Below are 22,777 nucleotides of genomic sequence, written 5' to 3'. Positions count from 1 at the left end.
TTTAGCACGTTATGATGTTCCTCCCATCAAACTTCATTCAGCAGCGATCCTGTTTTAAAAGTTCCGTGGAACATATTCTCCCCCGCAATTATCAATAGCCCCCCTGCCGTCAGATACCTGCTTTAAACCATGCAGGATGATTGTTGATAATGCTTTTATGGTCTGGCTAACATATAATGCGGTTGGGGTTCCTGGACGCTATCATCCTGGGGAGGTGTCTGCACTCTTAGTTTTTCTGTTTCCAATTGATGCAACTGTGCTTCCAGCTCACTCCGAATCTCGTTGTAAGCAGGATCATATGCAAGATTGGTATATTCAGATGGATCGTTTACCAGGTCATAGAGTTCATATTGGTTGTAATAAGCACCCGAAGCATCAAAATAGCAGCTATACTTCCACTTCTCTGTGCGGATACATCGAATACGATTTGCAGCATTCACCGCCGACCATTTGCTATTTGATCCTGCCTTCGTATCGTCGTAGGTAAACAATATACTATGCTGTACAGCCGTACCATCCGCTATTACCGGCAACAGGCTTACGCCTGCCAGTCCCGCAGGAGGATTAGTTACATTGGCAATCTCCATAAACGTAGGCATAATGTCCACCAACGTAGCCAGCGCCATAGATTGTTGAATAGGATGATCTGAAAATAAAACAGGGTTGGATATAACAAGGGGCACCCGTAATGCTTCTTCATAAGCCACAAAGGTTTTCTGGCGTAGTCCGCCATGTGCAAGCCCCATTTCTCCGTGGTCAGACGTGTAAGTCACTATCGCTGCATCAGCGAGGCTGTTTCCATTTCCATCTTTGGCATACAACTCAGTGATCAGTTTACCGATCTCTTTGTCGACAAGCGTTAATAGATACCCGTAAAAATTTATATAATCTAATTGCTGTTCTACGTTAGGTAATGCCCCTAATGAAGCATCCATGGCTAATAAGATCTGTTCCTGCGCCATAGGTTTTTTATTAGCCAGTAAATGTTCGTCCACCGTGTCAGGCAATCCAATGTCCCTTTGTGACCAGGCTTCAGGATGATATCCGGAAGTACCTGCAGTCTTGGGATAAGCCAGTACATCATGTGGGTTTACGAGCGATACGATCAGGCAATAAGGCTGATATTGACCTGCGGCCCTTTTTATTTTTACCTCCTGCAGATATTTGATGGCTTCTGCCACATACCGGGCATCATGATTGGCAAATCCACCGCCAAAGTTTAACGGATTTACATCTTCTCCTGCATCCGGAGCTATCCAGCCCATGGCGCCAAATAAAGAGATGTCCGCCGGTGTCAGGTTATCGTAATTGGTCACCATCCCATTGCCGGCAACACCTTTACTCATGTGCCATTTACCACGGTACTGTACGTCATAACCGTCATTCCACAGCACATTCATAATGGTAGGCAGGGAAGTACTGAGCGTTGGTTCAGCAGGAGATAACGGGCCACCAATCGTCAGTGTTTGGGAAACCTTATGTTTAGCCGGATAAATTCCTGTAAATAATGTAGCGCGGCTGGGAGAACACATACAGGTATTGCAGAATGCCCTGTCGAAACTGAAACCATTCTTTTTCAGGAATGTCAATGTCTGAAGATTTTTCTCCTCCCATCCCGGAGGAAAATGTTGTGTAGCCCGCTGTTCATCTGTTATAATAAGGATAATGTCTGGCTGCTTGCCAAGTTGTGCTAACTTTTTTTTAATGTCCATGGTGAATGTATTTATTTGGGAGTTCATATAATACCAGCTAAACTGGAATAATTTTCATGTTGTGGCTATATCGGATCAAGCTAAATTAGGGGTGGATAACCAGGTTAAATATATCGTGGAATTGCCCATAAGGCACTCAGCATATTTTGCACTGTATTGATTATATCCGTGAATACGCTATTGTTGTAGTTTATAATGTTAGAACGAAAAAGATAAATCAGACCAATCTTTTATTCTCATAAACGATTGCGAAGGCATTCATTCCAATACGAGCGTTAGCAGCATCTTGTCACTTTCAATGTTCGTATATAATAAACTAAATATTCTCCATTTTGTTCAAAAAACTTCGTCTTCTTCCATTTCCAGATATGCACTGTTTTGTTTACCGTCAATGAATGCTGCGGCAACTGCTCATGTAGCCTCCCTGGTTCCCACCTATTCCGTATATTAGTATGTCCCATTTAATCACCCAAATTCCCAATAATGAAACCACTCCTTCTCCCACTTCTGCTGTTAATACATTTGACCATTTACGCGCAAACCGACAAAGAAAAAATAGCACAAGTAGAGACAAACCTCGTCGGGACGATACAACTGGCGGATGAAAAGCCCTGGACAATAGCGGAACGAATGGTACATTACAAAATTCCGGGATTAAGTATCGCCGTCATACAAAATTATAAGCTGGTCTGGGCCAAAGGTTATGGTTGGGCAAACGACAGCTTAAAAATACCGGTAACAACAAAAACGCTGTTCCAGGCAGCCTCTATCAGTAAATCTTTAAATGGCGTGGGTGTACTGAAACTCGTACAGGATAAAAAACTTGATTTATATACTGATATCAACACTTACCTTACCAGCTGGCACTTCCCTTATGACAGCATAGCCAATGGGAAAAAGATCACCATCGCAAACCTGCTGAGTCATACAGCCGGATTGACTGTACATGGTTTCGAAGGATACACCCCGGGCGCTCCGCTCCCCACAGTCGTACAGATACTGAATGGTGAGCAACCGGCTAATTCAGCCCGCGTACGGTCAATGTATGCACCTGGCATAAAATCCGAATATTCAGGTGGAGGTACGGTGATATCTCAGCTGATTGTGATGGATGTAACACATATGCCCTATGCCGATTACATGAAAAAAGAGGTATTACTACCGCTCGGCATGACCACCAGTACATTCTCACAACCACCTGTAGATACTAAGCCGACACTCCTTGCTACCGGTTATCGCGGAGATGGAACACCCGTAAAGGGGAATTACCATATCTATCCAGAACAAGCGCCCGCAGGATTATGGACAAATCCAACCGACCTCGCAAAATACATCATCGAAACACAGCTGGCTTATGAAGGTCGGTCTGCCAAAGTACTGAACCAGGCAACGACCCGGCTCAGACTAACCCCCTACCTCGATAAAAGCGCGGCTTTAGGCGTATTTATTGACACGGATAGTGTAGGATATTTTGAACATGGCGGTGCCAATGATGGATTTCGCTCCCAGTACTACGGTAGCCTGAAAGACGGGAATGGACTCGTCGTGATGGTGAACTCCGACAACGGTGGCATTCTGCAGGAAGTGACAAACAGTGTGGCAAAGGTCTATGGTTTCAAAGGACTGTACCAATCTACCGTCAAAACATCAGTAACTGTACCGGATTCAATACTGAAAAGCTACGTTGGACAATATGAACTCACCCCTAACTTTATTATCACCATCTACAAAGAAGGGAAAGTAATATATGCACAGGCTACCCGGCAGGGAAGTTTTGAACTGGTAGCGGAAACACAGACCAGGTTCTTTCCAAGAGAATTTGCAGCATACCTTGAATTCACAGCGGATACCACCGGGAAAATAAATGCCCTGATACTTTATCAAAATGGACAACAACAGGAAGCAAAAAAAATCAAGTAGTTGCTGTGGATACCACAACTGTCACCAGGCATATTGTTCCGGTCCGCATCCGAACGGATTCAATGCAGGAAGATATTGCTATATATCTTTTAATAACCGTTTAATTCCATTCTGAACTCTCCGGTTGTACTAAAATACACCAGGCCTACCCTTCTGCTGTCAGTATACCAGTCAAGAAAAGGCTGTGTGGCACTACCTGCATGCAATGCCACCAACAAGGAATCGGGGGTGATCATTTGCTGAGGATTATAGGTCTCCTGCACCCACTGGTGCCGCTGTGTAACACCTGTCATTTTGAGTGCCGCATGCTCGTAGAAATAAATAAAGTTCTTACTGCCGGTGGACTTGTCCAGTTGATCTGTACATGAATAAATCAGAGAAGTAATTTTATTATCCTTTCCTACATTGAATGACAATTTATAATGCTGTGCTGGTGCTGCTGTGTCAATACCTTTTACTTCTACATAAGATTTTACCTGCTGGTTATCCAACTCGGCATACAGGTAGTCTTTCTTGTTGCTAATGGCAGGCTGCACGACACTCCAGTCTTTGCCAACAAAAGAATACACCTGTTCTGGCGTAGACAACCAGACCTGGGCAACTTCATTTTTATCTTTATTGCAGGCTACGGATAATGCAAGGGTACAAGCTAACAGTACAATTTTATAGTTCACAGGTTGTAATTTGGCACTAAATGTAAAGAATTGTTAGCATTAATACCTAACGTATTATCTCAAATGTATCGCACATCATTTCATTGATATATCCTGTGCCACAACAGGCTCATGATGTAATTTCCCGTTCCCGTACAAATGCAGTGCTATGCTGAACAGAGAGAAACATTTTTATGCAGGCACGACCTTTTTTCCCCATTAGCTCCTTCATGTGCTTTCTTAACATCCAACCCGGTTATATTTACCCTTAACAGGGAAACCAGTCAACACTTCTATGCTTGCCTCATCCTTGCAAATCCGCTCCCGGCCAGATGGCATGGCGTATGTTTTTCTATAGGAAAAACAATCACAATGGGAATTATCAATACGCGGTTACATGGAATAATAGACTACCTGGTCGGCTTCCTTTTAATCATTGCACCACTGGTCATCTTTGGTACAGCGGACAGCGGAAGAGAAGTATGGGTACCTGTTGCAATGGGCGTGTCCACTATTGTTTACAGCCTGTTCACCGATTATGAGCTTGGCGTCTTCCGCAGGATAAAGATGAGTGCCCATCTCACAATAGATGTATTAAGCGGAATGGTTTTAATGACAGCACCCTGGGTATTTGATTTCTGGGAAGTATCCTGGATTCCATACGTACTAGTGGGTTTATTTGAAATTGGTGCAGGATCGTACACCAAAGTACACTCCCTGTCACCCAAATACCAGATCACAGAAATATAAGCTGATGAAAAAGATACTTTGTGCATTAGTGCTGGCCATTGGCATAAGCAGTTGCAGTTCTACTCATATCGAACAGAGCTGGCGGGACAACCGGCGTTGATAAACTCATGAAGTCTTCTTCAAAAGCAGTGTACAATGAAATGAAGAAACAAGGGTTTATTACCGGACTATAAAAAATATTAATGTATTTTTGCATTTGTTTTCAGATCCTATTGAATATTCCTATGCTTACATCAAAAGAGAACACCACACCGCTCTCAGAGGAGGCTATTATTAAAATCAAAGAGTACCGTTACGATTTCTGGAAGTTTTTCCTGGGTACTTTCATCATCGGCGCAGCAGGCATTATCACTACCTGTATTTACAAAGGTTATGAGTTGAAAATATCTTCCCGGCAAACGGAGAATGAATATCTCAACTCCTACATTACCCAATACAACAACCTGTACACCGCTGACTCCCTCGGTAAATATGATAAGATTGCCGAGATGTTCGAAGTCCTGTCAATTGCGACTACCGATGTAGAAATGCAAAAAAGATGGGATTCACTGAGACGTTATTTTCAGGGAAAGATCCAGGTGATCACGGACTCTATCGGCCGGTACAAGGACTCTGTTTCGGTCGTATCTATAAAAGTGGATAGTTTCAAACAGGCGCAGCAGGACCTGGAAGTAAAGATCAATACCCTCGCGAAAGCAAAAGCATTTGACTGCAATGCGGAGAAAATAGTAAAGCTTCAGGAGAAGCAGGAACAGTTGAGAGATAGTATTTCAACAAGCCAGTTACGGTTGAACAGGTTTGCGAATATCAAACTGAACGCAGAAAAGTATGCAGCCGAGCGCATGATCCATCCACCCGTTTCGTTGCCTGCGGCTGAAAAGAACTATGAGATTGTATATGACCTGGACAGGTATACGGCTTTGGGCAATACCAGTGAGATCATTGAAGGGATTGCTGTAAAGGTGAATAATATCAATGAACAGACGGGCGCTATTTCAGTAACCGTGAACAGAAACGACCACAATGCACAGACACTGGAATTAAAACCGGGTAGCAGTACCCCCATGCTGACGTTTGGAGATGATACTTTCCAGGTGAAGATTACGATGAAGAGTTGTGAAGCGCATATCATGCCGGGTAAGAAAGTGGCAAAGTACCAGATAATTGTACAGAAGCTGAAAGGGTAAAAAGGGGTTGTACAACGGGAACACTATTTCAAATAGTTACACCGGTTTTGAAATGGTGTCTTCATACCGGCCTGCCTGGGCGCCCATCACATCGGCCTCCTTTTCCAACCCGTCATCATCATTAATAGGTACGCCGGTTTTCAACTGTGTGGTCGGCTCCACTCTCCCCTGCTTCTGCTGCACGACATGCCACGCTTCGTGTGGCAAATGCCGCTCCTGCCCGGGCGCGATATGGATATCCGTTCCCTGCGCATAGGCATGTGCCTGCAACCCTTCCGGTTGCGATGAGTTATAATGCACCTTCACATCATCCATCGCCATCCCCGAAAGGTCTTCAATACCCGCCTTCAGGTTTTCTGGCATACCCGTATTATTTTCCTTTCGTTGTAATGGGAAAGCCTGTACCGCTTCATGGGAGATGCCCGCATGAGAATGAGATTCGTCTGTAACGGACGGTGCGTTGTGGGTCTTTTGAGGTTCGTAGGTCATAAGATCTGAATCTACTGTAATCTGTCGAAAAATATTGAATTTCAGGTAATCCGGGGCCATATTGACAGGCGTAGGACTTCCTTACTTCAGAAATTTTTCCTAATTTAATACAAATTAACCTCAATGAGTATTAAGACGAGTTTATTTTCTCAAATAAACAATGAAATACTTTCATTGGAACAGGTGTTGAATACCATCCGTGCTATCCGGCCGGAAGATATCAGGTGTTCAAACGACGGCTGTTTTGACTCCCCGCATCACACGCTGGTCATGACCTGCAAAGTACAGGATCCTGAAAATATTTCATTCCGGTACGATGATCATCCCGGGGTTGCATGGTTTGGCGTTACCAAACCTAATACTACCATCCTCACCGATGCAGGTGATGAATACCATGTTCCCCTTTTCTCATTTGTCTCCCGGGAAAAAGCCATGGAAATCATCACTGAATTCTTTCACAACCCGGATCAGAAACCACCTTCAATGCTCTGGGAGCCGGCTGAACAGTTCGAGTTGCCTTATTCATTGTAGTTTCCCTTCAATTTATTGTATAATCTATTGTTAATGAATTTGTGGCATCTTATATGCTGCCAATTCCCCAAATAGGAATTATGGAATCACATGCCGTTAAGATCATCGAAATCCACGATGTGACACACGACGTTAAATGCTTTAGACTGGAAAAGCCCAATGGATACACTTTTGTCCCCGGACAAGCTACTGAGATCACCCTTTCTGTTCCCGGCTGGGAAGAAGAACGACGCCCGTTCACCTTCACGGCACTCAACGAGGCACCTTACCTGGAATTCACCATCAAAGGATATCCGGATCATAATGGTGTTACCAAACGCCTGCATGCCCTCACGCCGGGAGATACCATAAATATTCATGATGTATGGGGTGCCGTCACTTACAAAGGCCCGGGTTACTTTATTGCCGGCGGTGCAGGCATTACTCCCTTTATCGCCATCCTTCGTCAATTGTACAAAGACAATAAAATAACCGATAATTATCTGTTCTTTTCGAACAAAACAGCTGCTGATATCATTTATGAGTCGGAGCTAACCCACATGCTTGGCAAAAACGCCTGCTTTACCCTCACCAGGGAAAAGAAAGAGGGCTTCGACAGCAGGAAAATAGATGCCAGCTACCTGCAGGAGCAGATCACGGATTTTAGTAAACACTTTTATGTATGCGGCCCTGACCAGATGGTGCAGGACATCAGTGCCGCTCTGGAAGAACTGGGCGCAAAACCAGATGCCGTTGTATTCGAAAAATAATGACGCCCTTTTTTACCAACCTGTAGATAAACTACACATACACTCACCTAATTAATCAATTTTATGTCTGACACTTCAGCAACTGTAAAGTCTACCTCAATAGACAATCTTTCTGTCAATACCATTCGGTTTTTGTCTATCGATGCCGTTCAAAAAGCCAACTCCGGTCACCCTGGACTACCATTAGGCGCAGCTCCGATGGCGTATGTATTGTTCACCCGCTTCATGCGCTACAATTCCAGCGACCCGAAATGGTTCAATCGCGACAGATTCGTACTCTCTGCCGGACATGGCTCTGCTTTACTATACAGCATGCTCCACCTTACAGGGTATGACCTTTCTCTCGATGACCTGAAACAATTCAGACAACTACATTCCAAAACGCCCGGGCATCCTGAAAGCATGTTCACCCCAGGTGTGGAAGTCACTACTGGTCCTTTGGGACAAGGTCTCGGCAACGCTATCGGTATTGCCATGGCGGAAGCACACCTGGCTGCTAAATATAACCGTCCTGATCACAAGATCATAGACCACTTCACCTACGTAATTGCCAGCGATGGCGACATGATGGAAGGCGTCGCTTCTGAAGCCTCCTCACTTGCCGGCCACCTGAAACTCGGGAAACTCATATGCCTGTATGATGATAACAAGATCTCACTGGATGGTCCTACCAACCTCGCCTTTACAGAAGATGTACTGAAGCGATACGAGGCGTATGACTGGCATGTGCAGATCGTGGAAGACGGGAATGACCTGGATGCCATAGAAGCCGCTGTCAAAAACGCACAGCAGGTCACTGACAAACCTTCTATCATTGCCGTACGTACCATTATCGGTTATGGTAGCCCGCTCGCTGATACCAATAAAGTACACGGCAGCGCCATGGGCGAAGAAAATGTACGTAAGACAAAAGAATTCTACGGCGCGGACCCGGATAAACATTTCTATGTGCCTGCTGAAGTAAAGGAACATATGCTGCTCCGCACAAAAGAAGGCGCTAAACTGCAGGAAGAATGGAACAAACAATTTGATGCTTATAAAGCCGCCTTCCCAGATGAAGGAAAAGAACTGGAATTGGGAGCACATGATGAGCTGCCGGAAGGATGGCAAAAGAGCCTGCCTGTATTTACGCCGGCCGATGGAGCACTAGCTACCCGCCAGGCACATGGGAAGGCGCTGTTGGCCTTAAAAAAGGCTATTCCGTACATTTTTGGAGGTAGTGCTGACCTTGCCTCTTCCAATGACATGCCGCTGGATTCCAAACTGAGCTTCCAACCCGATCATTACGAAGAAACCAACATCTGGTTCGGCGTGCGTGAACATGGCATGGGAGCCATCATGAACGGTATGGCGGCACATAAAGGCGTACGTGTATATGGCGGTACCTTCCTGACCTTCTCAGATTATATGAAAGGGGCCATCCGGCTGGCCTCGCTCACCAAAGCGCCTGTCACTTATATTTTTACGCACGATAGCGTGGGCCTGGGTGAAGACGGTCCTACCCATCAGCCGATCGAACAGGTAGCAGCCCTGAGAATTGTACCGAACCTGGTCACTATTCGTCCTGCTGATGCCAATGAAACAGTGCAGGCATGGCGACTGGCGCTGGAGAGAAAAGAAGGCCCCGTGGCACTGATCTTAAGCCGTCAGAAACTACCCGTATTAGATCAGTCAGTATTCCCTTCTGCTGAGCATGTTCGCAAAGGTGCTTACACCCTGAAAGATAGTGGCGACAATATACAACTCATCCTCATCGCTACAGGTTCTGAAGTATCGCTGGCCCTGGCCGCGCAGGAGCAACTGACTAAAGAAGGAATTTCCAGCAGAGTGGTCAGCATGCCATCATGGGAGCTGTTTGAAGCACAGGATGCTGCTTACAAAGAAAGTGTGCTCCCTAAAAAAATAGTAAAAAGATTATCTATCGAAGCCCTCACACCTTTTGGATGGGATAAATATGTAGGTACTGAAGGAAAGGTATTAGGCCTGAATCGCTATGGTGAATCCGGACCGGGAGAAGAAGTGCTGAAGGAACTGGGATTCTCTGTAGAGAATGTGGTCGCCGAGGCTAAGCAACTTATCGGTTAATGGCAAGCATATAAAAAAGGGAAGGCCTCCTATTGGAAGCCTTCCCTTAATTTATTTTATCAAATGAATACTTCCCTTTTATCCGCTTATTAAGAAAGATCCCCTTCGACTTTGCCGACTTCATTTGCAGATACACTTCTTCAGGCACATCAATATAATCATAAATCGCTCCCGATAAAAAGTGAACCCGCAGCCGTTGTGCTTCCCGGTCGTAAGTCATATATGAGATTACTGATGAAGGCATGATTTTTTGGGTTAAAAGATTATGCCAAAACAAAAGCATTTTCTTATGGCTACAAAAACCCGAAAAAAGACAAAAGATCTGTCCGCATCCTACAACCGCTTCAAAACATACGAAGGGAAACAATATACAGGCGTACAAATTGGCAGAGGTCACCACTGGCACTACGACCAGGGCGACTGGAAGGAAACCAAGATCACACCCGACCTCTGGGAAATATCCTACGCCGTGACCAAGCGCAGAACCGGCCATGCCCCCGAAGGTTCCGGTGTTCCTGTGGGCACAGGCTATCAATGGTACATTCTCGCACATCAAAATGTCACCAAGCTGAACGCCAATGACTACTCTACTACTATGACGGGCCTGAAATTTAAACTGGCACACAAGCGGGCGGATAAAGGCAAGTGGAATATCTCCGGGCCTACCCAAAGAAAACACCTCGTTCAATTCCTGAAAGAGATCATTGACCAGTTAGAAAAAGCACCTATCCCCATTGCGTTTGAGTACGATGGCGTCACGTATAAAGGAGAAGGTATACCCGTTTCCCAAACCTGCGAAAAAGGGATTTGCTACGAAGTTGATATAACGCTCAACGATGAACACCTGGGCATACTCCGCTACGCAAAAAGCGGATGGAAAATGGATCTTGTGGAAGATAAGAAACTGGTGAAAGCCATCGGTAATGTGGTCATGGAATATTTCGATGAACTATGAAAGCAGGAAACATTTACATCGGCACCTCAGGCTGGCATTACAAACACTGGAAAGGGAATTTCTATCCGGACGGGGTAAAAACAGCAGATTACCTGGCTTACTATGCGCAGTATTTTAGTACCGCAGAGATCAATGCCAGCTTCTACAGACTGCCACTGGTTTCGACCGTAAAGGACTGGGTGGCTACCGTTCAGCCCCGCTTCAGGTTCTGTCCTAAAATCAGCAGGTACGTAACGCATACGAAAAAGCTCAACGATCCCGACCAGACCCTTCCCCGCTTTTTTGAAGTATTTGATCATGTTACCAAAAAACTGGGACCGGTATTGCTGCAACTCCCTCCTAACCTGCATTTTCATGAGGAAAGAGTGAAAACTTTTTTCGAGGCACTTGTGCAATACAAGGGATACCATTTTGCGCTGGAACCCCGGCATGAAAGCTGGATGACGCCGGAGGCCATACAACTGCTAAAAAAATACAAAATTGCCTTTGTCATTGCCCATTCCGGTAACCGCTTCCCTTCAGGTGAATTTATCACAGCCAAAAATATCTACATCCGCTTTCATGGTCCTGAAGGTAATTATGCGACCAGTTACTCCGCCTCCTTTCTGCAGCAGTATGCTGATAAGATCGTACAATGGCAGCAGGCCGGCCATCATATATGGGTGTTCTTCAACAATGACGGTAATGGTTATGCCATCAGGAACGCACGTACACTCTTAGAGAATTTAAAAAAAAGCCACCACCTTGAAAGGTAGTGGCGACTCATTTTATCAACCAAAATCAAAATCAAAAAATTTAATCAAAGTATTTACGCTCTTAACCAAAAGTGCTTAATATTTCGGGTCCACGTTCCGCTCATCCACACTAATACCCTGACTCATCCAACGTGGCATCGGTTTCTTTTTCAAGTAATGATCAAAGAAGCCCTGCAGACGAAGGGTAAAGTCCTTCTGCGCAGGCAATTCTTCCAGTGTATGATTTCCTCCTTTATAATTCAGTAACCAGGCCGGACGTTGCAGTCTGCGCATACTCAGGAAAAGATCCAGGCCCTGCGTGAATGGTACGGCTCCATCTTTATCATTATGGAAGATCATTAATGGTGTATGAATTCTATCCGCATTAAAAATCGGGGAGTTGGCCACATATCCTTCTTTATCTTCCCACAGGCTCTTTCCCATTCTATACTGCTCTGATTCAAACTTAAAGAGACATGGAGCACCATTCTGTCTCACCGCGGTATAGTTATAAGTCATATTCACAACGCCTGCACCGATATTCGCGCACTTGAATACATCTGTTCTCGTCACGAGGTAAGCCGCCTCAAATCCGCCAAAACTATGTCCCTGTAATCCGACTGCGTCTTTATCTGCAATACCTTTATCAGTCAGGTATTTCACACCACTTACTACACAATTGTACACACTCTCACCTGGTTTACCAATTACATAATGTACATCCGGACGAAACACCAGGTAGCCATTGCTGACATAGGTAGTAATATTGATCGTGCTGGTGCTGTACTCCGGCACAATATAATCATGCAGATCCTTCGTATGTGTTTCATAAAAATCTACAATCATCGGGTACTGCTTAGTGGAATCATATCCTTCCGGCATATACAACAGGCCCTCGTCCTCTTTTCCATCGAACGTCTTCCATTTTATCACCTTTACACTCCCCCATTTATAATCTTTCTGCTGAGGGTTGTAATCTGTGAGCTGTTTTGAATGCTTAAAATCCATATCTCCGTACCATACATCCGGGTTGATCTGGAAGTTTTCCTTTTCAAAAATGCAGGAACGGCCATCCCCTGAAATATCAGTAATTTTCACATCATAGTCAGGATTGTCTACCACCTTCTCTACCTTCGCCAGCGATTGCAGTTTGTACAAACCGCGCGATTTGGTTGCTTCATTGAAACTGCGGAGTAAAAGTGGCTTGCTCAGGCTCATACCCTCTACGTATTCTGCGCCATACATACGTAACACCACCTTATGCTGACGACCATACTGACCTGTCAGCGAATAAGGTTTTTGCTTTCCGGTCATATCTACTGCCCATATATCGTACCTGTCATATAGCACAGCGGTATTACCACCATCCAGCCACCCAGCTAATCCATAAGCAGGATTACGGCCCGGCTGATCCCATTCTTCATCATTCACAGGGAAACCGATCTGGCCGGAGATATCTATAAACTTGCCGGTACTCAGATCAATCTTTTCCCACACTTTATTTTGTGTATCATAGTAGATCGCAAACTGACCATTCGGGCTCCAGCTGGGCGTCTCATAACTATCTTTTGCAATCAGTCTTCTTTCACCTGTATGCACATTTACCAGGTAGATATCTACATTGCTGTTATAGCGGTAATCGATATCCACTTTGTAAGGGGCAGGGTCCAGTGCAATCACATAATCGAATGTCCCGCTGGATGGAGCCAGCACCTGGCCAGACATCTCAGGTGCTACTTCTACAACCGTCTTTGTATCCACGTTGTAAACGAACTTCGCCTGGTTCATCATGTTCTTGTCATACACCCCTCTGCGCTGTAAACGCTGTGTCACCGGCTCATTCCATGTCCACAGTTCCAGCTCAAAATCTTTTTTCTGAGGCGGTTGCGGGCGCCTGGACTGCTCATCTGCACGCGTTACATCCAGTAAAAATTGTTTGGTACCGGCAGTGATGTTCAATGCCTGCCGGGAAACGTTATAACCAGCAGGTGCTTTGATATCATTGAAGTCCAGCACGAAAGTAGCCTGGCCACCTTTTACATTATAATAATACAGCTTCGTCCCGGATAAGATGGTACCTTCACTTTTGTTAAAACTGAAATCATCAATCGTTCCGGTAAACAGCACTTTATGTTTGCCTTTTAAAGGACCTGCCAATAGCTGGTCTCCTTTCACATACACCACACCTCCATCATAGAAGTTGCATCTGTTCACATCTTTTAACACCGTGCTATCACCGGTATTGAGATCTACTACGACCTGCTTGCCGGGGGCACTGTAGCTCAGCGTAGTACCATTGTCATTCCCAATAAAATAGCTGCTCCTGGTCCAGTATTCCTCATGCCCGTCTTTCAGCCGTCTCAGCACCATAGAATCGTTCCGGGTAAACTTCATCCACTTGCCCTGCCCGATAAACTCGGGACTGCTCATATCGCTGAAAGTGGTGGATTTGCCAGTGGCTGTGTTGACCAGGTACTGTAATTCCTGCTCATCCTGGCTATAGTGATACAACATCCATTGTCCGTCGTAAGACAAGGAGGGTGAACTTACCCGCTTCCACTCATTATACGCTGATGTATCGATCGTTTTCTTCTGGGCAACTGCCACCTGCATTCCCAGCAGCGCTGCCAGCATTAATTTTCCTTTCATCAGTTTTCATTTTTTAACAGCTCAATTACATAGCTCAGTTCATCCACCAGTTTGCTGGCACTACCACCATACCCTTCAGCAGTCCAGCGAATGACGCCGTTCTTTATAACTACCTTGCGCGGAATAGCGGATGACTTGAACACAGGTGCCATAGATCTGAATACCTGGTCCTGTGCACCTTTGGCAGTCACTTCATCCAGCAGTACATTAAAGCGGTAACCTGATTTGCTGATATAGTTCCTGATTTCCTCTTTATAATTCTTGCTGGCTGCCTGCGTAGCTATAAAATAAACTGCCACGTTCTTATCCTTTGCATATTTATCTACCAGCATCTGCATACCCGGGAAGGCAGACTTACAAGGCGTACACCAGGTAGCCCAGAAGTCAAGCACCACGATCTTATCTTTGAACTCCGCGCTGTTGACAACCTTACCCGCCAGGTCTTTCAGTTTAAATGGTGTGTATTTTTCGTTGATCAGGGCTGCTTTAATTTCAGCTCTGAACTTTTCTATATCAGCGGCGGGTTTCAGACTTTCCATATAAGCATCGAAACCATCGGTTTTACCATTCTTCGCTACATACTCCTTTTTCAGTTTCTCAATCATAGCCGGTGTAGCGGCATTATTGCGCACGCCCTGTTCCAGTACTGCTGCTGCCTGTACAGCATTGTTGGTATGTTCCAGGATGTCGATATGCGCATCGTTCAGTTTTGCATTGGTGTAGATAAATTCAGGAGAGATCATACGCAGGTAAGTCAAAGCTTCTGCATAACGCCCCATTTTATCCAGCAGGCGCACGTGTGCTGCCAGTCTTTTATCCAGTTGACTAATGGCAAATTCATCTGCCTGCTGCGGCGTAAAGCGTAAATTTTCTTTAAAAGAACCATCATGCACCTTTGCAATAGCTTCGGTGATGACAGCTTTACCCAAAGGATATACACTATCTACCGGCATGCTGTTTGTCATAAAATGACGTTCAACATCCCAGCGATAGATCTCTGCCAGGGAAGCGAAGTCCATTTGTGGCAGTAAAGCAATCAGTTTATCTATTTTTCCTGATGCGACATAAGCTATTGCCAATTCCCTGTAGATACCATAATACATAAACTGCTGGTCTGCACTGGAATCTTTACGCATTTCTACTACCGGGAAATCCTGCAGAAATTTCTCCATCTTTTCTATGCTCGCCTCATTGTGCTGACCCATGTAAGCCGCTGTATACGCTTCGTGGCGTGCCAGGTGCCCATGCGGGTATTTAGAGAGAATCAGTGCTTTTACAGAATCAGCCTTGTGGGTATCTTTGAGTTCAAACTGGTACACACTGAAGATCTGGTAATAATTAGATTCGTCTATGTTCGGTAAACCAGCCAGTCGAACCAGGTTTCTTTCCACCTTTTCATTGTATTCATCACCCAGGCTCTTTTTCAACATAGTCAGGTAGTCACCGAAGTAACGGGGCATGTATTGCGGATAGTTGCGCATTTCCTTACGTATCCACATTTCAATCGCTTCATCACCAATTTCGAATTTATCGAAGTATCCCTGCGGCGCGCTGCCGAAAGAAGGTTTACGGAATACACCCCATGCCAGTGCACCACCAGGCAATGCCATTCCCTCCTTGTTAACAGTCGTTTCAACAAAGCCGCGGTCATTGTTGTTGTCAGATGCGGCGATCTGACCATCCTGCTCTACATAGAATTTGAATGCAAGGAATGCACAGTTTGCAGGTACAAAATATTTAGCATCATATACGCCGTTGTGCAACTGCAGGTTCACATCGTCCAATCCCCACCTGTAGTTGTTGAAAGTGTACACCATACCGCGGATATGATCCTTTCCGGCCAGCGGACCGCCGGCGGGATTGTAATGAATGGTCATTGTATCGCCGGCTACCGGCACTCCATTTTTTTGTAACCTGCTGCTATCCGTCTGCTGGCTAAAGCCCATTGTGGGCACTGCCAGCACCATAGCCAGCGCACTGATCCATGTATACTTCATTGTTGGGTTGTTTTCAAGGTGTATGGGAGAGAGCTGTGACACTCCCTCCGGAACACCTTATTATGGTTGGTTATTGTTACTCTGGATTTTGTTGTATTTCCGGGTTTAAGAGAATGTATTTGTTGGCAATCGGGAATACATAACGATTGCTGTTTGGCAACAACGTGCTAGTGACACCTTTGAAATCACGGGTGACAGTGATCTGATAAGCGGCATCTTTGTTCAGGCGTTTCTGGTCAAACCATCTGAGACCGGTGCCGAAGAATTCTCTTCTTCTTTCGGCGATCACGAGTTGCATCGCTGCTGCCCCATCAGCTGCACTCACAGCAGTGTAGTCAGTGGTCGCAAAACGTTTTTCACGGATGGCGTTAATCATGCTCACAGCAGTATTGGCATCATTAGAACGGGCTGCTGCTTCTGCCACGATCAGCATCATTTCAGGTACGTTTGGTCCCTGATACATTTTGCTGAACTCACGGGTGTAGGTATATCTCCAATAGCCGTAACCGGTAAAGGAAGGACGGAAAGAACTACCTGGTCTTACGAAAAGTTTATAACGAAGATCGCGGGTACCCAGCAATGTGAGCAAAGCAGTATCCAGCTGAATACCCTGGTAATAACCATTACTCACTTTGGAGAAGATCACTTCAGGGTCATTGAGACGCTGGGGGAAAGAGGCAGTGCTGGTTTGGTAGTTACGCAGGTCCAGCAAACCATTCTGCAATGCCAGTGCTTTTTCAGCATAGCTGCGTGCCTTGTCGAACTGTCTTACACTGAGGTATACCCTTGCCAGTACAGCATAAGCACCAGCTTTGGAGGGACGTGTATTGTAGTCAGGCAGATCAGGCAATGCGTCCACAGCTGCCAGCAGATCGCTCAGGATCAGGTCATATGCTGCCTGTACACTGCCTCTTTTCAGACTTGCATACAGATTGGTGCTGACTACCATCGGCACCCCGAGGTCAGTGGAAGCTGTTGCACTGTCATATTGCTTAGCATAGATGTTTACCAATGTCCAGTATGTAAATGCACGATGTACCTGTGCTTCTGCATAGATCTGCTTTTTATCGGCATCGGTACCCTTCTCGCTGGTCAGCACGCCTTCCAGTGTCAGGTTACTGTTGTAAATGGTACGGTACATTCTATCCCAGTCAGCATCGGCCTGTGTGTCAGAATAATAGGCAGCTTTCCACTGGTAAGCATTGTAGTAAATATCTGTCAGCTGGGTTTGTTTGTTAGCATCCAGGATACGGGTATCATCGTTAGAATAAATCTGTAATCCACATACGCTTTCCATTTCACCGCTGTTATCCATCAGTGCCCTGTAATCGCTGGTATAGGTCATGGTTCTTGTACCTATCTGGTCTATCTCCACGTATTTGCGGCAACCTGTGGCTAACAGTGCAACCGCTATATAGAAAATTACTTTTTTCATTAGAATGATGCATTAATGTTAAACAAATAGCTGGTTACCGGAGGTGCACTGTAAAACTGGTTACTGTTATTCAGGTACTGCGGATCATACTTCTCCTTGTTGGCTGCCCAGATCATACCCAGGTTACGCACGTTACCACTAATAGAAAGTCCCTTGATCACCCCTTTAGGCAACATAGACTGCGGGAAATGATAACCCAGTGAAATCTGTTGCAGGCGAATATTATCAGAACTTCTTACCAGCTTATCAGAGTTGGCATAACGGACAAAGCTATTATAGTTCAGGTTATCCAGGCCAGGTACAATCGTGTTTGCTTCATCACCCGCTACACGCCATCTTTTAGCAAAATCTTCCTGCTTACCCAGTGTACCGTAGAAAGAAGAGTATTGCGGATAACCGTTAACAGAAGGCTTGATGAACTTACCACCCATGTAATAAGTGATCTGCACCTGCACATCAAAATTTTTATAACTAAAGTTGTTCATTAAACCGCCGAAGTATGGTGAATTTCTCACACCTACAAATTTCAGGTCGGCCATGCTAAAAGTACTTGGTAAATTCTGTGTACTATTGATGATCTTACCGTCCTTATCATAGATTTGTGTCTGCCCGGTTTCGTCCAGGCCTGCGGAACGATAGGTGAACATAGCGCCGATCGGATAATTATTGACGATGGCAGAACCTCCTAACAAGGAATAGACAGCAAGGTTGTTATAACGGCTATCAGTCACCTTACTATTGCTGTATGCAAAGTTGAAGGTGGTCCTGAAGGCCATGTCTTTATTTTGCAGCCAGGTAGCAGTCAGGCCCAGTTCAATACCGTGGCTTTGCATCTTACCGGAGTTGAAGTCGAGATAAGACCAGCCATAAGCACTGTTATACGGCTGGCTCACAAGAATTCCGTAACTCCATTTGTGGTACACATCCAGGCTGGCAGTGAGACGGTTATTCCATAAACCGATATCCAGTCCACCATTCAGGGTACGGGTTGTTTCCCATTGCAATTGCTGGTTAGCCGGGTTAGAAATAGTACCGTATGGCAATTGTGTATTAGGGTCGGTATTACCCAGGTTGACAATAGCCGTTTTGTACCCGCCCAGCGGCACGGAGCCACCGGTACCAACGGTTGCTCTCAGGCTCAGGTTGCTCAGCCATGTATAAGGCTGCAGGAAATTTTCCTGTTGTGCATTCCACTTGGCACCTACAGACCAGAAAGGTTTTGCACGCTTGCTACGTTCTATACCTAAGAGTGTGTAGTCGTCAAAACGTACGCTACCAGATAAGTCGTACTTCGCCTTGTAATTATATGCTACATTACCGAAGTAAGACAGGTAACGATTTCTTTGTTCTGAAATCCCACTCAGGTTATTACCTATCTGCTGGGTATAACCATACATGGTCATATAATAGTCAGTAGGGTTGATGGCACCAAAAGTATTTGCATCCTTGTCATACCCATATCGGGTTGAGTTATCACCTTTGGTATATGTTTGACGGATTTCAGTACCCGCCAGTCCGGTGATGTGATGGTTGCTAAGAAAAGTTTTATTAAAGTTCAGTTGTCCGCGCATCGCATATTCGCTGTTCATGGACTGTGCCAGGTAATAGGATCCTCCGTAAGGTACGCTGTAAACTACCCGATTAGTAACAGAAGAAACCGTCGTGTAATTATTCATGAACATGCGGCCCGCATAACTATCAATATCATTGATGGTAGTGATAGTGCTGTTATAGCGCTGGTACTGACCGGATACGTCTGCAGTCAGCCATGGAGAGATCTTCACGTTGATACCAGAAGAAAAACGGGCGGTGATAGAATTCAATTTGGTAGTACTATAGTTCAGCTCCTGAATAGCGTTATAGGTAAAGGGTAAATAGCCAAGTTTCGTAAGACTATCTGCAAATTCAGGACGGAACTGAATATTCCGTTTGATCTGGCTGCCATCACTGTTCACCAGCATATCGTAAGGGCGCAGGGAAGTTGAAGTAGCCCCTAATGCATCTACCGCTGCAAGATTCGAGTTATTATTATTAAACTGGTACATAAAACCAGTACTGATCGTCACTCTATCGCTCCAGAGTTTGTTGGTCAGGTTAGCAGTCACGTTCGTGTTATTGCTACCATTACTTTTGTAAATAGGGTTATCCCTATTGTGGTTAGCTGCTATATAGTATGAGTTCACCTCATTTCCACCGGAAAGGGATAAATTGTACTGTTGGGAAATGGCTTCACGCAGCAGGTATTTCCTGATCTGACCTTCATTGTTACGTTTGGAGATTTCATCGATCGCTGCATTGGCTTCCGCCTGTGTTACTTCGCCACGTTGTGCTTTGAAGAGCCATTCCTGAACTTCACTGGGATTTTGCGTATACAGCGGGTCGTAGTATGGGCTTTGCTTACTATCAGTAATGAAGCCTTTGTTCACCAGGTCCTTTTCCAGATCCACATACTGCGCTGTACTCATCCAGTGCATTTTCGAAAACTTAGGTGCAGCAGCCAGTCCTACAGTTGTAGAGAAATTAAGGCTAGGCACCCCTCTTTTACCATGCTTGGTCGTGATCACGATTACACCATTGGCACCCTTGGCACCCCAAACAGAAGTTGCCACCGCATCTTTCAGGAAGGTGATCTGTTCTATATCTGCCGGGTTGATAGTGGAAAGGATCGCGTTATTAGACATCAGTACCCCACCTTTTGATACGAGTGACTGTTTATCGCCAATCGCAATCATCGGGAAACCGTCAATAACGATCAGGGGTTCTGAATTATTCGTGTACGTATTTACACTTCTGATCTGTACTTTACCAGAATTTACATCGACATTCACACCCGGCACCTTACCTTCCAGTCTTTGCAGGATGTCATTAGAAGGTGTTCTCTCCAGTTCTTTTGCGGTAATAGTACCATAAGAACCAGTCGCTCTCTCTTTAGAGATGGTCTGATAACCTGTAGATACACTTACCGTCACTTCATCAACATTTATCACCTGTCTTTTCATCGTGATATCCAGCTTGGTACTGTTGGTGATCTTTATTTCCTGTGGTACAAAACCCACGAAAGAAATCACCAATACATCACCTACATTGGCATTCAGGTCGAAGTAACCCTTGCTATCCGTGATCACAGAAACAGGGCCATTCTTTACCTTCACGGTTGCACCTTCGAGCGGATAACCGTTCTCTGCATGCACAATACCTTCCACGGGCACTGAGCTCAGCACCTCAGGAGTTCCCGGCAGCTTCACCTTCTTACTCACAAAGATGGTCTGCTCACGGATCAGGTATTGCAGGGATTGATTCTTAAAGATCAATTCCAGGAACTGGTTCAGCGGCATATTAGTCGCTGCAACAGATACTGGTGCTGCTGCTGATAATAATTCGCGGTCACAGAAAACGAGATATCCCGTCTGTGTTCGAATAGTAGAAAATGTCTTTTCCAGCGAGATATTATTGCCGGACATTGTCACTGATTGAGATCGACCACTTGCGTATACCCCCATGAATGCAACGGTCATTAATACGATGGTTAGCTTCATAACTAACATGATTTTGGCTGACAACCGGCTTCCATAAAGCCGGTAAAAAGGCATGACACGGTCGACCCGGTCACAAAAAGCAATTTTTTGCATACCTTGCATTTGGTTTGGTTGATTGAAAAATTCAGTTGTCCCTAAATAATTGTCTATTCAGTGCATCCAGACCCTGACCGCTCAGAATCCTACCTCTGGGCGGTTTTTTCGTTTAGACGAACTTATATTGAAAAACAATTCACATGGTTGTGGTGTTTACGGCAAAACGATCAGACGCTTACCATCAATTTTAAAATGCACTCCTGACATTTTTAGTCCTTCCAGCACCTGTGCCAGGCTCAGGTTGCGGCCTATTTCGCCATAGAACCTGTTGGTCGGAATACCCTGTTCATAAACCACCTCTATATCATACCATCTGGCCAGCTGACGCATGACAGCTTCTACCCCCAAATCATCAAAGTTGAAGACCCCATCTTTCCAGGCTGTTACCTGTGCTGTGTTTATATGATTGTTCACAGTGATTCCCTCTTTCACCTGTGCCTGTTGTCCCGGCTGTAAAATAACCGATGCAGCGCCTTTGTTTACTTTGACGCTACCCTGCAGCAGGGTGGTGTTGATCTGCTTCTCGTCGGTATAGGCATTGATATTGAACTGTGTACCCAGTACCTGCACTTTCAGCTGATCGGTTACCTCGACTACAAAAGGATGCGCTGCATCTTTTGCCACATCGAAGAAGGCTTCACCTGAAATAGTGACGATTCGCTCTTTACCGGTAAAAGCAGTTGGATACTTGAGGGAACTACCTGCATTGAGCCATACCGTCGTACCATCCGGCAAGACAAGTTTGAATTGTCTGGCATTGGGTGTACGGATCATGTTATAACTCACGGCGGCAGCTTTGTCTGCATTGTAGGCGAGACTACCATTCTTTAATGTAACCGTGGTACCATTCTGGTTGGCGATTACGCCATTGCCTGTACTGTCCAGGGCAATGACCTGGCCATTGGCAAGGGTCAGCATAGCGCCACTTTTACCGGGCTGTACATCATTCACTTTCGCAGCAACTATAGGTGTTAATGGTCTGCGGGCTGGTTGGAAAACATACCAGGCGGAGGCGCCCAGTACAATGATGGCTGCCGCGGCAGCAACACGGCGCAGGATCGGCATTTTCCTGACTACTACTTCTTTCTGTTGTAGACGCTCCTCCAGTGAAGACAGGAACGCTGGCGACGCTGGCGCATAATCCACTTCCCCTGCCTGTTGCAGGATACGATGAAACGATTCTGATTCCACATCAGCATACCAGCTAAAAAAAGCCAGCTCTTCTGTTTCGGTCAGGGTACCGCTCCTGTATTTATGAATTAAACGGATGATCTCTTCGTCGCGCATATAGTAGAGACG

The 22,777-nt window shown here is 45.4% G+C and carries 17 protein-coding genes; 8 read left to right on the top strand and 9 right to left on the bottom strand.

Going from position 1 to position 22,777, the window contains the following annotated elements:
• Nucleotides 1–155: 155 nt before the first annotated feature.
• Nucleotides 156–1,712 (bottom strand): sulfatase-like hydrolase/transferase, encoded by a 1,557-nt coding sequence (locus ABDW33_RS12725; RefSeq protein ID WP_343690448.1) that lies wholly within the window; start codon nucleotides 1,710–1,712, stop codon nucleotides 156–158.
• A 483-nt stretch (nucleotides 1,713–2,195) separates the two neighbouring features.
• Here ABDW33_RS12725 and ABDW33_RS12720 point away from each other — a divergent pair, with 483 nt between their 5' ends.
• Nucleotides 2,196–3,632: a serine hydrolase gene (locus ABDW33_RS12720; RefSeq protein ID WP_343690447.1), complete on the top strand. Its 1,437-nt coding sequence runs from the start codon at nucleotides 2,196–2,198 to the stop codon at nucleotides 3,630–3,632.
• A gap of 89 nt (nucleotides 3,633–3,721) precedes the next feature.
• Here ABDW33_RS12720 and ABDW33_RS12715 read toward each other — a convergent pair whose 3' ends face one another.
• Entirely contained in the window at nucleotides 3,722–4,306 is a 585-nt protein-coding gene (locus ABDW33_RS12715; protein WP_343690446.1) for a hypothetical protein, read from the bottom strand.
• A 351-nt stretch (nucleotides 4,307–4,657) separates the two neighbouring features.
• On the opposite strand from ABDW33_RS12715, the gene ABDW33_RS12710 reads away from it, so the two are divergent.
• Both ABDW33_RS12710 and ABDW33_RS12705 read left to right on the top strand, forming a co-directional pair.
• A complete protein-coding gene (locus ABDW33_RS12710) occupies nucleotides 4,658–5,035 on the top strand; it encodes a hypothetical protein (RefSeq protein ID WP_343690445.1) in 378 nt (125 codons plus the stop codon).
• Nucleotides 5,036–5,259: 224 nt separating this feature from the next.
• Nucleotides 5,260–6,222, top strand: a complete 963-nt coding sequence (locus tag ABDW33_RS12705) for a hypothetical protein (RefSeq protein ID WP_343690444.1) — start codon at nucleotides 5,260–5,262, stop codon at nucleotides 6,220–6,222.
• A gap of 36 nt (nucleotides 6,223–6,258) precedes the next feature.
• Here the strand turns inward: ABDW33_RS12705 and ABDW33_RS12700 are convergent, their stop codons facing one another.
• Nucleotides 6,259–6,711 (bottom strand): DUF4157 domain-containing protein, encoded by a 453-nt coding sequence (locus ABDW33_RS12700; protein WP_343690443.1) that lies wholly within the window; start codon nucleotides 6,709–6,711, stop codon nucleotides 6,259–6,261.
• Between the two features lie 123 nt (nucleotides 6,712–6,834).
• Here ABDW33_RS12700 and ABDW33_RS12695 point away from each other — a divergent pair, with 123 nt between their 5' ends.
• From ABDW33_RS12695 to tkt, 3 genes are all read left to right on the top strand, one after another.
• Nucleotides 6,835–7,242 carry a hypothetical protein gene (locus ABDW33_RS12695; protein ID WP_343690442.1) on the top strand — a complete coding sequence of 136 codons (408 nt, stop codon included), beginning with the start codon at nucleotides 6,835–6,837 and terminating at the stop codon, nucleotides 7,240–7,242.
• 80 nt (nucleotides 7,243–7,322) lie between these two features.
• Nucleotides 7,323–7,991, top strand: coding sequence for an FAD-binding oxidoreductase (locus ABDW33_RS12690; protein WP_343690441.1), 669 nt, complete (start codon nucleotides 7,323–7,325; stop codon nucleotides 7,989–7,991).
• A 63-nt stretch (nucleotides 7,992–8,054) separates the two neighbouring features.
• Complete coding sequence (tkt, locus tag ABDW33_RS12685; protein WP_343690440.1) at nucleotides 8,055–10,076, top strand: transketolase; 2,022 nt, start codon at nucleotides 8,055–8,057, stop codon at nucleotides 10,074–10,076.
• 46 nt (nucleotides 10,077–10,122) lie between these two features.
• On the opposite strand, the gene ABDW33_RS12680 is transcribed toward tkt, so the two are convergent.
• Nucleotides 10,123–10,320 (bottom strand): KTSC domain-containing protein, encoded by a 198-nt coding sequence (locus tag ABDW33_RS12680; protein WP_343690439.1) that lies wholly within the window; start codon nucleotides 10,318–10,320, stop codon nucleotides 10,123–10,125.
• A 45-nt stretch (nucleotides 10,321–10,365) separates the two neighbouring features.
• On the opposite strand from ABDW33_RS12680, the gene ABDW33_RS12675 reads away from it, so the two are divergent.
• The gene (locus tag ABDW33_RS12675; protein WP_343690438.1) at nucleotides 10,366–11,031 is read left to right on the top strand and encodes a hypothetical protein; all 666 of its coding nucleotides are present in this window, start codon (nucleotides 10,366–10,368) and stop codon (nucleotides 11,029–11,031) included.
• Nucleotides 11,028–11,786: a DUF72 domain-containing protein gene (locus ABDW33_RS12670; protein ID WP_343690437.1), complete on the top strand. Its 759-nt coding sequence runs from the start codon at nucleotides 11,028–11,030 to the stop codon at nucleotides 11,784–11,786. Before ABDW33_RS12675 ends, ABDW33_RS12670 begins: the two co-directional genes overlap by 4 nt.
• A gap of 75 nt (nucleotides 11,787–11,861) precedes the next feature.
• Here the strand turns inward: ABDW33_RS12670 and ABDW33_RS12665 are convergent, their stop codons facing one another.
• The 5 genes from ABDW33_RS12665 to ABDW33_RS12645 form a co-directional block, all read right to left on the bottom strand.
• A complete protein-coding gene (locus tag ABDW33_RS12665) occupies nucleotides 11,862–14,414 on the bottom strand; it encodes a prolyl oligopeptidase family serine peptidase (RefSeq protein ID WP_343690436.1) in 2,553 nt (850 codons plus the stop codon).
• Entirely contained in the window at nucleotides 14,414–16,411 is a 1,998-nt protein-coding gene (locus ABDW33_RS12660) for a TlpA disulfide reductase family protein (protein WP_343690435.1), read from the bottom strand. The genes ABDW33_RS12665 and ABDW33_RS12660 overlap by 1 nt, the downstream gene beginning before the upstream one ends.
• 76 nt (nucleotides 16,412–16,487) lie before the next feature.
• The gene (locus ABDW33_RS12655) at nucleotides 16,488–17,846 is read right to left on the bottom strand and encodes a RagB/SusD family nutrient uptake outer membrane protein (RefSeq protein WP_343690434.1); all 1,359 of its coding nucleotides are present in this window, start codon (nucleotides 17,844–17,846) and stop codon (nucleotides 16,488–16,490) included.
• Nucleotides 17,846–21,382 carry a SusC/RagA family TonB-linked outer membrane protein gene (locus tag ABDW33_RS12650; RefSeq protein WP_343690433.1) on the bottom strand — a complete coding sequence of 1,179 codons (3,537 nt, stop codon included), beginning with the start codon at nucleotides 21,380–21,382 and terminating at the stop codon, nucleotides 17,846–17,848. Before ABDW33_RS12650 ends, ABDW33_RS12655 begins: the two co-directional genes overlap by 1 nt.
• Nucleotides 21,383–21,631: 249 nt before the next feature.
• Complete coding sequence (locus ABDW33_RS12645) at nucleotides 21,632–22,765, bottom strand: FecR domain-containing protein (RefSeq protein WP_343690432.1); 1,134 nt, start codon at nucleotides 22,763–22,765, stop codon at nucleotides 21,632–21,634.
• Nucleotides 22,766–22,777 lie beyond the last annotated feature (12 nt).

This window comes from Chitinophaga sp. (assembly GCF_039596155.1).
Lineage (GTDB): Bacteria > Bacteroidota > Bacteroidia > Chitinophagales > Chitinophagaceae > Chitinophaga.
The sequence above is the reverse complement of the archived record's forward strand: the minus strand, read 5'-3'. Positions and strand labels throughout refer to the sequence as shown.